At 65.8% G+C, this 14,253-nt stretch carries 15 protein-coding genes; 14 read left to right on the top strand and 1 reads right to left on the bottom strand.

Annotated elements, in window-relative coordinates; all coding sequences use genetic code 11:
• Window positions 1-33 precede the first annotated feature (33 nt).
• The 14 genes from fabD (at window position 34) to recO (ending at window position 12,875) form a co-directional block, all read left to right on the top strand.
• Entirely contained in the window at window positions 34-969 is a 936-nt protein-coding gene (gene fabD / locus AKI39_RS07705) for an ACP S-malonyltransferase (protein ID WP_066634214.1), read from the top strand.
• A gap of 15 nt (window positions 970-984) precedes the next feature.
• Complete coding sequence (gene fabG / locus AKI39_RS07710; protein WP_066634217.1) at window positions 985-1,716, top strand: 3-oxoacyl-ACP reductase FabG; 732 nt, start codon at window positions 985-987, stop codon at window positions 1,714-1,716.
• A gap of 127 nt (window positions 1,717-1,843) precedes the next feature.
• Complete coding sequence (acpP, locus tag AKI39_RS07715; RefSeq protein WP_066634219.1) at window positions 1,844-2,083, top strand: acyl carrier protein; 240 nt, start codon at window positions 1,844-1,846, stop codon at window positions 2,081-2,083.
• 175 nt (window positions 2,084-2,258) lie between these two features.
• A complete protein-coding gene (fabF, locus tag AKI39_RS07720) occupies window positions 2,259-3,488 on the top strand; it encodes a beta-ketoacyl-ACP synthase II (RefSeq protein ID WP_066634221.1) in 1,230 nt (409 codons plus the stop codon).
• Window positions 3,489-3,516: 28 nt separating this feature from the next.
• On the top strand, window positions 3,517-3,978 hold the full coding sequence (locus AKI39_RS07725; RefSeq protein ID WP_083228688.1) for a hypothetical protein: 462 nt from the start codon (window positions 3,517-3,519) through the stop codon (window positions 3,976-3,978).
• On the top strand, window positions 3,975-4,574 hold the full coding sequence (gene rpoE / locus AKI39_RS07730) for an RNA polymerase sigma factor RpoE (protein WP_066634223.1): 600 nt from the start codon (window positions 3,975-3,977) through the stop codon (window positions 4,572-4,574). The genes AKI39_RS07725 and rpoE overlap by 4 nt, the downstream gene beginning before the upstream one ends.
• A gap of 12 nt (window positions 4,575-4,586) precedes the next feature.
• Complete coding sequence (locus AKI39_RS07735; RefSeq protein ID WP_066634225.1) at window positions 4,587-5,105, top strand: sigma-E factor negative regulatory protein; 519 nt, start codon at window positions 4,587-4,589, stop codon at window positions 5,103-5,105.
• Entirely contained in the window at window positions 5,105-6,208 is a 1,104-nt protein-coding gene (locus tag AKI39_RS07740; RefSeq protein ID WP_066634226.1) for a MucB/RseB C-terminal domain-containing protein, read from the top strand. The genes AKI39_RS07735 and AKI39_RS07740 overlap by 1 nt, the downstream gene beginning before the upstream one ends.
• Before the next feature lie 166 nt (window positions 6,209-6,374).
• Window positions 6,375-7,820, top strand: coding sequence for a DegQ family serine endoprotease (locus tag AKI39_RS07745; RefSeq protein WP_066642438.1), 1,446 nt, complete (start codon window positions 6,375-6,377; stop codon window positions 7,818-7,820).
• Between the two features lie 96 nt (window positions 7,821-7,916).
• Window positions 7,917-9,710: a translation elongation factor 4 gene (gene lepA / locus AKI39_RS07750; protein WP_066634227.1), complete on the top strand. Its 1,794-nt coding sequence runs from the start codon at window positions 7,917-7,919 to the stop codon at window positions 9,708-9,710.
• A gap of 23 nt (window positions 9,711-9,733) precedes the next feature.
• Entirely contained in the window at window positions 9,734-10,618 is an 885-nt protein-coding gene (gene lepB / locus AKI39_RS07755) for a signal peptidase I (RefSeq protein ID WP_066634232.1), read from the top strand.
• 1 nt (window position 10,619) lies between these two features.
• Entirely contained in the window at window positions 10,620-11,378 is a 759-nt protein-coding gene (rnc, locus tag AKI39_RS07760) for a ribonuclease III (RefSeq protein ID WP_066634234.1), read from the top strand.
• Window positions 11,375-12,268 carry a GTPase Era gene (gene era, locus AKI39_RS07765; protein ID WP_066634236.1) on the top strand — a complete coding sequence of 298 codons (894 nt, stop codon included), beginning with the start codon at window positions 11,375-11,377 and terminating at the stop codon, window positions 12,266-12,268. Before rnc ends, era begins: the two co-directional genes overlap by 4 nt.
• Entirely contained in the window at window positions 12,261-12,875 is a 615-nt protein-coding gene (gene recO, locus AKI39_RS07770; RefSeq protein WP_066634240.1) for a DNA repair protein RecO, read from the top strand. The genes era and recO overlap by 8 nt, the downstream gene beginning before the upstream one ends.
• Here recO and AKI39_RS07775 read toward each other — a convergent pair.
• The gene (locus AKI39_RS07775) at window positions 12,836-14,248 is read right to left on the bottom strand and encodes an NTP/NDP exchange transporter (RefSeq protein WP_083228689.1); all 1,413 of its coding nucleotides are present in this window, start codon (window positions 14,246-14,248) and stop codon (window positions 12,836-12,838) included. The two genes, recO and AKI39_RS07775, sit on opposite strands and share 40 nt — an antisense overlap.
• Between the last annotated feature and the right edge of the window lie 5 nt (window positions 14,249-14,253).

A 14,253-nucleotide genomic window follows, 5' to 3' on the forward strand; every position in this document is an offset into this window, starting at 1 on the left:
CGTACAACGACAAACTGATCTGACCGTCAATCGATGAAAATCGCTTTCGTATTTCCCGGCCAGGGTTCGCAATCCGTCGGTATGCTGGACGCCTGGAAGGGCAACGCGGCCGTGGCCGACACCCTGGCCCGTGCGTCGGCGGCCCTGTCGCAGGACCTGGACACCCTGATCGCCCAGGGGCCTGCCGAGCAGCTCAACCTGACGACCAACACCCAGCCCGCCATGCTGGCCTCGGCCGTTGCGGTCTATCAGGCATGGCTGGCCGCCGGCGGACGCAAGCCCGAGGTGTTGGCCGGCCATAGCCTGGGCGAATACGCCGCCCTGACGGCCGCCCAGGCACTAAGCCTGGAGGACGCTGTCCGCCTCGTGCGTATCCGCGCCGACGCCATGCAGGCCGCCGTGCCGGTGGGCACGGGCGCCATGGCCGCCGTGCTGGGACTGGACGACGATGCCGTCCGTGCGGCCTGCGCGCAGGCCGCGCAGGGCGAGGTCGTCGAGGCCGTCAATTTCAATGCCCCCGCCCAGGTCGTCATCGCGGGGCACAAGGCCGCGGTCGAACGCGCGTGCGAAGCCGCCAAGGCAGCCGGCGCCAAGCGGGCGCTGCTGCTGCCGGTGTCGGCGCCGTTCCACTCCAGCCTGCTCGAACCCGCCGCCGCGGTCCTGTCCAGGGCGCTGGCCGAAGTGGCCGTATCCACGCCGGCGATCCCCGTGGTAAACAATGTGGACGTCGCCACGCCTACCGATCCCGCCGCCATACGCGACGCGCTCGTGCGTCAAGCCTGGCATCCCGTCCGCTGGGTGGAGACCATCCGCGCCATGAAGGCGCAGGGCGTCACCCACGTCGTCGAATGCGGTCCGGGCAAGGTCCTGACCGGCCTGGTCAAGCGTATCGACGGCGAGCTGACCGGCCTGGCGATCACGGATCCTGCCTCGCTGGACGCCGCGCTGGCCGCGCTCCAGTCCAACTGACAAGGAAGCTGCTTCATGGAATTGCAAGGAAAGATCGCCCTCGTGACCGGTGCCACCCGCGGCATCGGCAAGGCGATCGCGCATGAGCTGGCCGCCCGGGGTGCCATCGTGGTGGGTACCGCCACGTCGGCGTCCGGCGCCGAAACGATAAGCGAGGCCCTGGCGCCGTTCAACGGTCGCGGCGTCGTGCTGGATGTCACGGACACCCAGGCCTGCGATGCGCTGGTGGAAGGCCTGGCGAAAGAGGGCGGTCCGCACATTCTGGTGAACAATGCGGGTATCACCCGCGATACGCTGGCGATGCGCATGAAGGACGATGACTGGGATGCGGTCATCGATACCAACCTGGCCGCCGTGTTCCGGCTGTCGCGCGGCGTCATGCGCGGCATGATGAAGGCTCGCTGGGGCCGCATCATCAACGTGACCTCGGTGGTCGGCTCCAGCGGCAACGCCGGGCAGGCCAACTACGCCGCCGCCAAGGCCGGCGTGGCGGGCATGTCCCGTGCGCTGGCGCGGGAACTGGGCAGCCGAAATATTACGGTCAATTGCGTGGCGCCCGGCTTCATCGATACCGATATGACGCGCGTGCTGGGCGAAGCCCAGACCGCCGCGCTGCTGCAGCAAATTCCGGTGGGCCGCCTGGGCTCGCCGGCCGATATCGCCCATGCCGTCGCGTTCCTGGCCAGTCCCCAAGCCGGTTACATTACCGGGACGACCCTGCACGTCAACGGCGGCATGTATATGTAATTTAGCGGGTCCCGAATAGCGCGCCGACAGGCGTACCGATCGGGAATCCATTTTTGTCACAGCCCGGCGTTGGCATTACGCTGCGCTTGGCTATAATTCGCGGGATTTTTCCCAATTGGAGATCTGCATGGAAAGCATCGAACAGCGCGTCAAGAAGATCGTCGCTGAACAACTTGGCGTCAATGAAGCCGAGATCAAGAACGAATCTTCCTTTCTTGACGACCTCGGTGCCGATTCGCTCGACATGGTTGAGCTGGTGATGGCTCTCGAAGACGAATTCGAGACCGAGATCCCCGACGAAGAGGCCGAGAAAATCACGACCGTGCAACAAGCGATTGACTACATCGGTTCGCACGGCAAGCAATAAGCAATCAGCCTGTCTTTCCTTGCGTTCCGGCTTCAATGCCGCGCGGGGAACCGGGGCGGTTTTTGGACTATGTCGCGCGGACGCTGCGCGGGGCGGCAGACCTGCCCCGTGTGCTGTTTCCCGCGCAAGCGGCGTATTCCAAGCCGCCTTTCTTTTGTCTGTTTAGGAGTCATCCGTGAAACGACGCGTCGTCATCACCGGACTCGGCATCGTGTCCCCCGTGGGCAATGACGTGTCCAGCGCCTGGGACAATATCGTCAACGGACGTTCCGGCATCGGCCGTATTACCCGTTTCGATCCTTCCGCGCTGACCACGCATATCGCGGGCGAAGTCCGCGATTTCGATGTCACGCAATACATCCCCGCCAAGGAAGCCCGTCAGATGGATACCTTTATCCACTACGGCTTGGCGGCGGGCGTCCAGGCCTGGCGTGACAGCGGCCTGGAGGTCACCGAGGCCAATGCCGACCGCATCGGCGTCATCATCGGCTCCGGCATCGGCGGATTGCCGCGCATCGAAGAAACCCAGACCGATCTGCTGGCGCGCGGTCCGCGCCGCATCTCGCCCTTTTTCGTGCCGGGCGCGCTGATCAACCTGATCTCCGGTCAGTTGTCGATCCTGTACGGATTCAAGGGCCCCAGCTATGCGGTGGTGTCGGCATGCACCACGGGCTTGCACAGCATCGGAGATTCCGCGCGGATGATCGAGTACGGCGACGCCGATGTGATGATCGCGGGCGGCGCCGAATCCACGGTATCCCCACTGGGCATCGGCGGCTTCGCCGCGATGCGGGCGCTGTCCACGCGCAATGACGACCCCACCACGGCCTCGCGCCCGTGGGATCGCGACCGCGACGGCTTCGTGCTCGGTGAGGGCGCCGGCGTCGTGGTGCTGGAAGAATACGAACATGCCAAGAAGCGCGGCGCGCGCATCTACGGCGAATTCGTCGGCTACGGCATGAGCTCGGACGCGTATCACATCACCGCGCCCAACCAGGATGGCCCGCGCCGCGGCGTGGTCAATGCGCTGCGCAATGGCGGCCTGAATCCGGAAGACGTGCAGTACGTGAATGCCCACGGCACCTCCACGCCCTTGGGCGACAAGAACGAATCGGATGCCCTGAAGCTGGCGTTCGGCGACCATGCGTACAAGCTGGTGGTCAATTCCACCAAGTCCATGACCGGGCACCTGCTCGGCGCGGCAGGCGGCATCGAAGCGGTCTTCACCACGCTGGCGGTCTACCACCAGGTCTCGCCCCCGACCATCAATCTGTTCAACCAGGATCCCGAGTGCGACCTGGACTACTGCGCGAACGAAGCGCGGGAGATGACGATCAACGTTGCGCTGTCCAACTCCTTCGGGTTCGGCGGCACCAACGGGTCGATGGCCGTGCGCCGCATGTAAGGGAGCCTGCGTGCACCCGGATTGGACGTTGCGCGTACCTATCCTGCGGCCGCGGCTGGCTGCATGGCTGGACGACGCCGTGATGGCGGCGGCGCTGGCCGCGCCATTGCTGGCGTTGTACGGGCTCGCCATCCTTGCGCTACCGGTCGTGGCCGCCTGCGGGGCCGGCCTGGCGGCGCTGCGGCGGGCCCGCCGTTCCCGTCCTGCCGTCACGGCCCTCCGCATGGACCGCGACGGCGCCTTCCATTTGCGCTTGCGTGATGGCTGGCATCCTGCTGAATGGCTTGCCGCCTGGCGCGGGCCGCGCTGGCTGACGTTGCGGGCACGCCTGCCCGCTGTCGTCGATAGCGCCGCTGTCCCTGCCGGCGGTTGCGTCACCCTTACCGTGTGGCAGGACAGCCTGCCCGCGCCGGCCTGGCGCCGTACCTGCCTGCTGGTGAACCGGCGCCTGTGCCGCACGACCGTTCGCCGTGCGGTGAAGACGCCATGAGCGAACGCGACATCGACGCCGAACTGGTTGCACGGGTCCAGCGCGGCGACAAAAAAGCCTTCGACCTGCTGGTCCTGAAATACCAGCGCAAGATCATGCGGCTGCTTTCCCGCATGATCCGCGACCAGGCCGAGGTCGAGGACGTGGCGCAGGAAGCCTTCATCAAGGCCTACCGTGCCTTGCCGCAATTCCGGGGGGACAGCGCGTTCTACACCTGGTTGTACCGGATCGCGATCAATACGGCGCGCAACTGGCTGGCCTCCAATGGCCGCCGGCCCAGCGCCCCCAATGCCGTCGAAAATGAGGACGGTGAAACTTTTAACGAAACGGACAACCTAAGCGATATCAGCACCCCGGAGGCAATGGCTGCCAGCCGCGAAATCGCGGAAACCGTCAACGCGGCCATACAGGGCTTACCCGAGGAATTGCGTACGGCTATCGTCCTCCGGGAAATTGAAGGTATGAGTTACGAAGACATCGCCCAGAGCATGGGTTGTCCGATCGGTACAGTCCGGTCGCGCATATTCCGGGCTCGGGAAGCGGTGGCCGCGCGTTTGCGGCCGCTGCTCGGGAACGATGCCGATCGTCGTTGGTAAGGAGCTGGAGTCATGCAAAGATCATCTGCTTCCGTCCGCGCCGAGGACACGAGCTGGGAAAATTCGGTGTCGGCCTGGATGGATGGCGAAGGTACAGAGGAATGGCTGGACGGCCTGGAAGTAGCCGAAGGCCGGGAAACCTGGGATACGTATCACCTGATAGGCGACGTCCTGCGCAATCCGGAACTGTCCATCACCCCTTCGCCCGCGTTTCACGCCCGCTTGTCGGCCGCGCTGGCCAATGAACTCCCCATTGTCGCCCCGCGCCGCCGGCGCGCGCTGCGGCCGGTCTGGCGATTCGGCCTGTCCGGCTTCGCGATGGCCGCGGCGGTGGCCTCCGTCGCCTGGGTCGCGCAGCCCTATTTAGCGGGCACCCGCGACGCGCCCACGGCGGAAACCCGGGTCCTGGCCGATGCCAGCGGGGTATCGGCCGACGATCCTAGCCTGAGCGACTACCTGGAAGCGCATCGGCAGCTGGCTGGCCCCACGGCCATCCGGCAGGTGTCATTCGACGTCGGAGCGGGGCGCTGATGACCGTTGCGGCGGTGCTTGCCCCATCGTTCCGGTCCTGGCCGTTTTCCCGCCTGGCGGCGGATCGGCCCGGCAGGGCCGGGCGAGGGCTGGCGTCGCTCAGCTCCGCCGTCGCGGCGGCGCTGTTCGCCATCAGCGCCGGCTTGTCGCACGCCCAGGGCGCCCCGGTGTCCCCCAGCGTTGCCGTTCCGGAACCGGAGGCCCAGGCGCTGCTGGGGCGCATCCAGGATGCCGCCACCAAGCTCGATTATTCGGGCATCTTCACCTACCAGCAGGGCGAAACCATCCAGTCGTCCCGCGTCGTCCACGTGGTCGATGGCAGCGGCGAACGCGAACGCATCGAAGTGCTGGACGGCCAGCCGCGCGAATATCTGCGGCACAACGACGACATCCAATGCCTGGTGCCCGAGCACAAGACGATTTTCGTCCAGCACAAGCGTGCCGAGCAGTTTCCCGGCCTGCTCCTGGGAGCGCCGGCGGCCCTCACCAAATACTATCGCGTGCTCATGCAGCCCACGCCCCACCGGGTGGCCGGCCGCGAATGCCGCATCATCACGATCGAGCCGCTGGACAAGGACCGCTACGGCTACCGGCTGTGCACTGACACGGAAAACGACCTGCTGCTCAAGGCGCAAACGCTGTCGGGTTCTTCCACCGTCGTCGAACAGATCGCCTTCACGGCCTTGCGGCTGGGCGCCACGGTCGACCATGACCAGCTGGAATCGCGCTGGAACACCAAGGACTGGAAGGTCCAGCAGGGCAGCATGAAGCCGGTGGATCTGGCCGCGCAGGGTTGGCGCATTCCTTATCCGGCGGGCTTCGTCCCGGTTTCGCAGGTCGCGCGCATCATGGCCCATGGCGATGCCGTGAGCCAACTGGTATTGTCCGACGGTCTGGCCGCGATCTCGGTATTCATCGAGCCTTATGATAAGAAGCGCAACCGCCATCAGCCTCATGGCGCCTATCGGCGCGGGCCGATCAACGTCTACGGTATGCGGATTGCGGACTTCTGGGTTACGGTGCTCGGCGAAGTGCCCGCTCCCACGCTCGAACAGCTTGCCAAGGCAACCGAATACGTGCCGCCCCCCGTGGCGCCCAAGTAAACAGCAGACGCCCCCAGGGGCTCGCCCGGAGCATTGAATGATTCTGTCCACCGTGTCGAAATTACCCGTCCGGCGGTTTTTTTCTTTTGGACTGCCGCAGGACATCGCTCGCTTCACGGGCCGCAACCGGGCCCGCCGCGGCCTGGCCGCCTTGCTGGCGACCGCCATGCTGGGCGGCGCGGCGCTGAGCACGCCCGCCGCCGCGGCGCCCACCGCGGCCACCGGGCCGGCGATGATGCTGCCCGATTTCACGTCCATCGTCGAAAAGGCCGATCCCGCCGTGGTGAACATTCGCACCACCGCCACGGTTCCCGTGCGCAGTGGTCCGCAGGATCCCTACGACCTGTTCCGCTTCTTTTTCGGCCCCGATTTCCAGCCCCCCGGCATGCCGGAACTGCCCGGCCAGCGTCCGCGCGACCGCCAGCAGCAGCCCAAGCAGCCCCAACAGCCGCAACCGCAGGAGCGCACGGTGCCGCGCGGCGTGGGCTCCGGGTTCTTCATCTCCGCGGACGGCTATGTCCTGACAAACAACCACGTGGTCAGCGATGCCACGGATATCTTCGTCACGCTGACCGACGGCCGCGAATTCAAGGCCAAGGTGATCGGCACCGATGAGCGCACCGATGTGGCGCTGCTGAAGATCGAGGCCAAGGATATGCCCTTCCTGCCGATCGGCGACGACAGCAAGATCAAGAAAGGGCAGTGGGTGCTTGCCATCGGTTCGCCGTTCGGCCTGGATTCCACGGTGACGGCGGGCATCGTCAGCGCGATCAACCGCGATACCGGCGAATATCTGCCCTTCATCCAGACCGACGTCGCGGTGAACCCCGGAAACTCCGGCGGCCCGCTGCTCAACTTGCAGGGCGAGGTCATCGGCATCAATTCGCAGATCATCTCGCGCAGCGGCGGCTTCATGGGTATTTCCCTGGCCATCCCGATCGACGAAGTCATGCGGGTGGTCGACGAACTGCGCGCTACCGGCAAGGTCACGCGCGGCCGCATCGGCGTGCAGATCGGCGAAGTCACCAACGATGTCGCCACCGCCCTGGGGCTGGCCCGCGCGGAAGGCGCCCTGGTCAGCAGCGTGGAAGGCGACAGCCCGGCCGATGCGGCCGGCGTGCAGCCGGGCGACGTGATCCTGCGCTTCAACAACAAGCCGATCGCGCGCTGGTCGGATCTGCCGCGCATGGTCGGCGAGACCAAGCCTGGTACCGTCGCGCCCCTGCAGGTGTGGCGCAAGGGCAAGAACGTCACGCTGGACGTCAAGGTCGCGGAAATCCCGCAGTCCAAGGCGCCCGTGGCCAAGAAGCCGGAGCCGGAAAAGGAACCCGCCGCTTCCACGGCCCTGGGGCTGACGGTGGTCCCGGTGCCGACCGCCACGCAGGCCAAGCTGAAGATCAAGGGCGGTGTCATGGTGCGTGCGGCCAGCGGCCAGGCGGACCAGGCCGGCATCCAGGAAGGCGATATCGTCCTGTCCGTGGGCGATACCGACATCACGGCTCCCGACCAGTTCGTGCAGGTGGCGGGCAAGGTGGACAAGGCCAAGCCGGTTCCCTTGCTGATACGCCGCGGCGACCAGACGCAGTGGGTGGTCGTCCAGCCGGGCAAGTAGGCCCAAGACCGGCTAAAATCGCTGGTTGCCGCAAAGAGGGGGCGCATGGCGCCCCCTCCTTATTGGCGCACCTGTTCCTTCCTCTTCCCCACCTCTATGCGTCATATCCGTAACTTTTCGATCATCGCCCACATCGATCATGGCAAGTCGACCCTGGCCGACCGCCTGATCCAGCGCTGCGGTGGATTGGCGGATCGCGAGATGTCGGCGCAGGTGCTTGATTCCATGGACATCGAGCGCGAGCGCGGCATCACGATCAAGGCGCAGACGGCCGCCCTGGAATACAAGGCCGTCGATGGCCAGGTCTACAACCTGAACCTGATCGACACCCCGGGCCACGTGGACTTCTCCTACGAAGTCAGCCGGTCGCTTTCGGCCTGCGAAGGCGCGCTGCTGGTCGTCGACGCCTCGCAGGGCGTGGAGGCGCAGACGGTGGCGAACTGCTACACGGCCATCGAGCTGGGCGTGGAAGTCCTGCCCGTGCTGAACAAGATGGATCTGCCGCAGGCGGATCCGGACGGCGCCCGCCAGGAAATCGAGGACGTGATCGGCATCGACGCGTCGCGCGCCATCGCCGCCAGCGCCAAGACGGGCATGGGGATCGACGACATCCTGGAGTCCATCGTCCGCGACGTGCCGCCGCCCAAGGGCAGCCCCACCGAGCCCCTGCAGGCCTTGATCATCGACTCGTGGTTCGACAACTACGTCGGCGTGGTCATGCTGGTGCGCATCGTCAACGGGGTCTTGCGTCCCAAGGACAAGATCCTGCTGATGGCCTCCGGTGCCACGCACCTGTGCGAACAGGTCGGCGTGTTCACACCCAAGTCGGTGCCGCGCCAGGCGCTGAGCGCGGGGGAAGTGGGCTTCGTCATTGCCGGCATCAAGGAACTGGCCCACGCCAAGGTGGGCGACACCGTGACGCTGGTGGGCCAGCCGGCCGCGCAGGCGCTGCCGGGCTTCAAGGAGGTCAAGCCGCAGGTGTTCGCCGGCCTGTACCCGGTGGAAAGCAGCGAATATGACCAGCTGCGCGATTCCCTGGAAAAGCTCAAGCTCAACGACGCCGCGCTCATGTTCGAACCGGAAGTGTCGCAGGCGCTGGGCTTCGGCTTTCGCTGCGGCTTCCTGGGCCTGCTGCACATGGAAATCGTGCAGGAGCGGCTCGAACGCGAATTCGACATGGACATCATCACCACCGCGCCGTCGGTGGTGTACGAGGTCGAGCAGCGTGACGGGCAGGTGCTGACGATCGAAAGCCCGTCGCGCATGCCGGAAGTCGGCAAGATCGCCGAAATCCGGGAGCCCATCGTCAAGGTCACGCTGTTCATGCCGCAGGAATATGTCGGCCCGGTGATGACCCTGTGCAATAACAAGCGCGGCGCCCAGGTCAACATGAGCTACCACGGCCGGCAGGTGCACCTGGTGTACGAGATCCCGTTGGCGGAAATCGTGCTGGACTTCTTCGACAAGCTGAAGTCCGTGTCCCGCGGCTATGCGTCCATGGACTACGAGTTCCTGGAATACCGGTCCGCGGACGTGGTGCGGGTCGACCTGCTGATCAACGGCGACAAGGTCGATGCGCTGTCCATGATCGTTCACCGCAGCAACGCGCGCTATCGTGCGCGCGACGTGGTGTCGCGCATGCGCGCCCTGATTCCCCGCCAGATGTTCGACGTCGCGATCCAGGCCGCCATCGGCGCGGAAGTGATCGCCCGCGAAAACGTCAAGGCCCTGCGCAAGAACGTGCTGGCCAAGTGCTACGGCGGCGACATCACCCGCAAGAAGAAGCTTCTGGAAAAACAGAAGGCCGGCAAGAAACGCATGAAGCAGGTCGGCAGCGTGGAGATTCCCCAGGAGGCCTTCCTGGCCATCCTGCAAGTGGAAGATAAATAAATAAGAGCGAGAAGGCATCACATATGAGTTGGAACTTTGCGCTGATTTTGTTCGTCCTGCTGGTGATCACCGGCATCATCTGGGTGCTGGACATCACTGTCCTGCGCAAGGCGCGGCGGCGCAAGGGGGAAGAGGCGGCGGCCCGCTTCGATCCCGCCGTGATCGGCGATGCGCAGGAAGCGGAGCGGCTGCGGCGCGAAGCCGCGGAATCGGCCGCGCGCGTACCCTGGTGGGTGGAATACGCGGTCAGTTTTTTTCCGGTGATCCTGTTCGTGTTCATGCTGCGTTCCTTCGTGGTGGAGCCTTTTCGCATCCCGTCGGGGTCGATGCTGCCCACGCTGGAATCGGGCGACCTTATCCTCGTGAACAAGTTCAGCCGCGGCATACGGCTGCCTATCGTCGACAAGAAGGTCCTGAACACCGGCGATCTGCAGCGCGGCGACGTGATCGTCTTCCGCTACCCGGTCGATCCGGACGTCGACTACATCAAGCGGGTCGTGGGCCTGCCGGGTGACGAAATTGCCTACCTGGACAAGAAACTATATGTAAACGGCCAGGAAGTGAAACATATGCGGGACGGCAACTATTTCGAGCCCGACCGGGTCGCCTATATCAACCGCTACAAGGAAAAATTGGGCGACGTTACCCACGATATCCTGCTGGATGAGGACAAATACCAGGAATACGGGCCTATATGGCAGTTTCCGCATCTGGACAACTGCCAGTACAGCCGCAACGGCGTGCGCTGCAAGGTTCCGGCCGGGGAATACTTCGCCATGGGGGATAACCGGGACAACAGCGCGGACAGCCGCTACTGGGGATTCGTTCCGGACGGTAATATCGTGGGCAAGGCCTTCTTCATCTGGATGAATTTCTCCGATCTAAGCCGGATCGGACGATTCAATTGACATGTCGCTCGACGCGCTTCAAACCCGTCTGGATCACCGTTTCCGCGATGCGGCCCTGTTGGAACAGGCGCTGACCCATCGCAGCCACGGTGCGCGCCACAATGAACGGCTGGAATTCCTGGGCGATGCCGTCCTGAATTTCGTCGTGGCCTCCATGCTGTTCGAGCGCTTCAGCAAGATCGACGAAGGCGATCTGTCGCGCCTGCGCGCCAACCTGGTCAAACAGGCATCGCTGGCCGACATCGCGCAGAAGCTGGACCTGTCCCAGGACTTGCGCCTGGGCGAAGGCGAGCTCAAGAGCGGCGGCTTCCGCCGCCCCTCCATCCTGGCCGATACGCTGGAAGCCATCTTCGGCGCCGTTTTCCTGGACGGCGGCTTCGACGCGGCACGCCGCGTCATCGCCAAGCAGTACCAACCCGTGCTCGCCACGGTGGACCCAAAGACCCTGGGCAAGGACGCCAAGACCCTGCTGCAGGAATTCCTGCAGGGCCGCAAGATGGCCCTGCCCGTCTATACCGTGATCGCCACGCATGGCGCCGCGCACAGCCAGCAGTTCGAAGTCGAGTGCGCCATCGCGCCGCTGGACATCAAGGTGACGGCCCCCGGCGCCAGCCGCCGCGCCGCCGAACAGTCCGCCGCCAAGCTGGCGCTGGATGCCGCGCTCGCGGCCAGCCCCCCAAAGGCCGCTCGCCGCGCGCCGCGCGCACGCAAGACCGCGCAGCTCTCGCTGCCGGTAGCCGTTGCCCAAGAAATCAAATGACGCCTGAACAACCAACCCGATGCGGCTTCGTCGCCATCGTGGGCCGCCCCAATGTGGGCAAGTCCACGCTGAACAACGCGCTGATCGGGAGCAAGATATCCATCGTCTCACGCAAGGCCCAGACCACGCGGCACCGCATCCACGGCGTGCTGACGCGCGGCGCGGAGCAGTTCGTCTTCGTCGATACGCCGGGTTTCCAGACACGGCACGGCGGCACCATGAACCGCATGATGAACCGCGTCGTGACCCAGGCCCTGGCCGACGTGGACGTGGTGGTGCACGTGGTTGAAGCAGGGAAATGGTCCGAGGGCGACGCCAAGCTGCTGCCCATGCTGCCGTCCGGCGACCGCGCCATCCTGGCCGTGAACAAGGTCGATGCGCTGAAGGACAGGAACAGCCTGTATCCCTACGTGGCCAAGGTCAGCGCGCTGCACGCCTATGGCGCGGTCGTGCCGGTCAGCGCCGCGCGCAACCGCCAGCTGGACGATCTTCTGGACGAAATCGCCAAGCGGCTGCCGGAAGGCGAGCATATGTTCGAACCGGACACGCTGACGGACCGCCCCATGCGCTTCATCGCCGCCGAACTGGTGCGGGAGAAAATCTTCCGGCTGGTCGGCGACGAATTGCCCTACGGCTGTACGGTGGTCATCGAGCAGTGGGAAGAAACGGACAAGGGCGCGCGCGTGGCGGCATGCATCGTGGTCGAACGCGAAGGCCACAAGCCCATCCTGCTGGGGGCCGGCGGGCAGCACATGAAGCGCATCGCCACGGAGGCGCGGCTGGAAATCGCGAAAATGCTGGAAAAGCCCGTACACCTGGAGATCTACATCAAGGTGCGCAAGGGCTGGTCCGACCGCGAAGAGGCGCTGCGCGACCTGGGATATGAGTAAACGCGGGACGCGCGTCCAGGACTGTTCAGGCTATATGCTGCACGCCACGCCGTGGCGCGAAACGTCCCTGATCGTGCAGACGTTTTCCCGCGACCATGGATGCGTCGCCCTGGTCGCCAAGGGCGCCAAGCGTCCATACTCGGCGCTGCGCCCCGTGCTGTCGGCCTTCCAGCCCCTGACGCTATCGTGGTCGGGGGCCGGCGAAGTCAAGACGCTTACCCGCGCCGAAGTGGCGGGGATCCGGCCCCTGGCCGGGGCCGCGCTGATGTCCGCGTGGTACATGAACGAATTGCTGCTGCGCCTGTTGCCGCGCGAGGACGCGCATCCCGTGTTGTTCGACGCCTACGATACCGCGCTGACGCAGCTGGCGGGGGCCTCCCGCGCGGCCGGTGCGCTGCGGCGTTTCGAATGGACGCTGCTGCGGGAAACTGGCTACGGCGTGGATGAAGCCCCGCCGGATTTCGACGATCCGGCCATCGAGCCGCGACTGCGGCACGATCTGCGCGAGCGCTTGGGTGAAATCCTGGCGGGCCGGCCTCTTTCCACGCGCCGCGTCCTGCTGGATCTTCAGACGCGCCGGCTGTCGGCGCGCTTGCCCAGCAAGTAGCCGCAACCGGCCCATATCGCGGCGCAGGCGGCCCCGACCAGGGCCACCATGGCCGCGCCATGGCCCAGGGCATCCACGCCTGTCTTCACCCATGCGCTGGCGGCATCGCCGGCGCGGTAGACCACGGTGTCGATGAAGTTCTTGGCCTTGTACTTGGCTTCGGCATCGACCGTGGTAAAGACCATTTCCCGGCCCGGCCGCACCAGCGCGTATTCGCCCACGCGGCGCAGCACCATCACCACGGCCAGCACGGCGAACACGGGTGCCGCGGCCAGCACCACGAAGCCGGCGCAGACTAGCAGCGGCACGGCGGTCAGCAGGAAGCTGACGCCCAGGCGCTGCGCCAGGCGCCCGGTCAGGAACAGCTGGGCCAGCATGGACAGGGCCTGCACGGCGAAATCCAGGGCACTGAATACCCGGATGCGCTCGGCGGGGGATGTGAAGGCATCGGCGACGAGCCTGGCCTGCTCCATGTAAAGGAATGTGCTGGCGGTGGCCAGCAGGATCACGAAGGCCGCCAGCCCCAGCAGCAGGGGAGAGGTGAACGTGCGGGTCGCCCCCGCCAGTATGCCGCCACCGATAGGACGGGAGGGGGAGGTCGGGTCGGCGTCCGTCGTGTCCGTGCGGGGCGGCGCCTGGGCGGACGCCGTGCCGTAGGTGGGTGGGGCCTCGGCGGCGCCGGCGCCGCCTGTCGCGCGCCAGCGCATCAACCAGGATTTCATGGGCAGCGTCAACGCCAGGAAACCGGCGGACAGGAGGATCAAGCCGGGCGCGCCCAGGGCGCCGGCCAGCGCCCCGCCCAGCACCGGGCCGGTCAGCCCGCCGGTGCTGGCGCCCGCGGCGATGAAGGCGAACAGGCGCTTGGCCTGCGACGTGTGGAATACATCGGCCATCAGGCTCCATGCCACCGACACCACGAAGAGGTTGAAGACCGACAGCCAGACGTAGAACGCCCGTGCCGGCCACAGATTGCCCGGCTGCGCATACAACCAGGCCGCGAAGCCCACCAGCGTGGCGGCGAAAAAGGCGTAGGTCCAGCTGACGAAATCGGCGCGCGGCACGCGCCGGGCCAGCCAGCCGAAGCAGGGCACCGCCGCCAGCATGACGATGAAGGTCGCGGTGAACAGCCACTGCAGCTTGTCCACTCCCGCCGCAATGCCCAGCGTTTCGCGGATTGGCCGCAGCATGAAATAGCCGCTGAACAGGCAGAAGAAAAACGCGAAGCCGACCACGGCGGGCGCACCTTCGCCTGGCTGGATGTCCAGCGCCCGCCGCAGGCCGCCACGGGGATGCCCGTGCGGTGCCCGCGGTGCTTCCGGGGCTTGCGCGGCGCCGGGCCGGCCCGCCGGCGCGGATGGGGGAATGTCGGCCATGATGG

It is taken from the genome of Bordetella sp. H567 (genome assembly GCF_001704295.1).
GTDB lineage: Bacteria > Pseudomonadota > Gammaproteobacteria > Burkholderiales > Burkholderiaceae_B > Bordetella_C.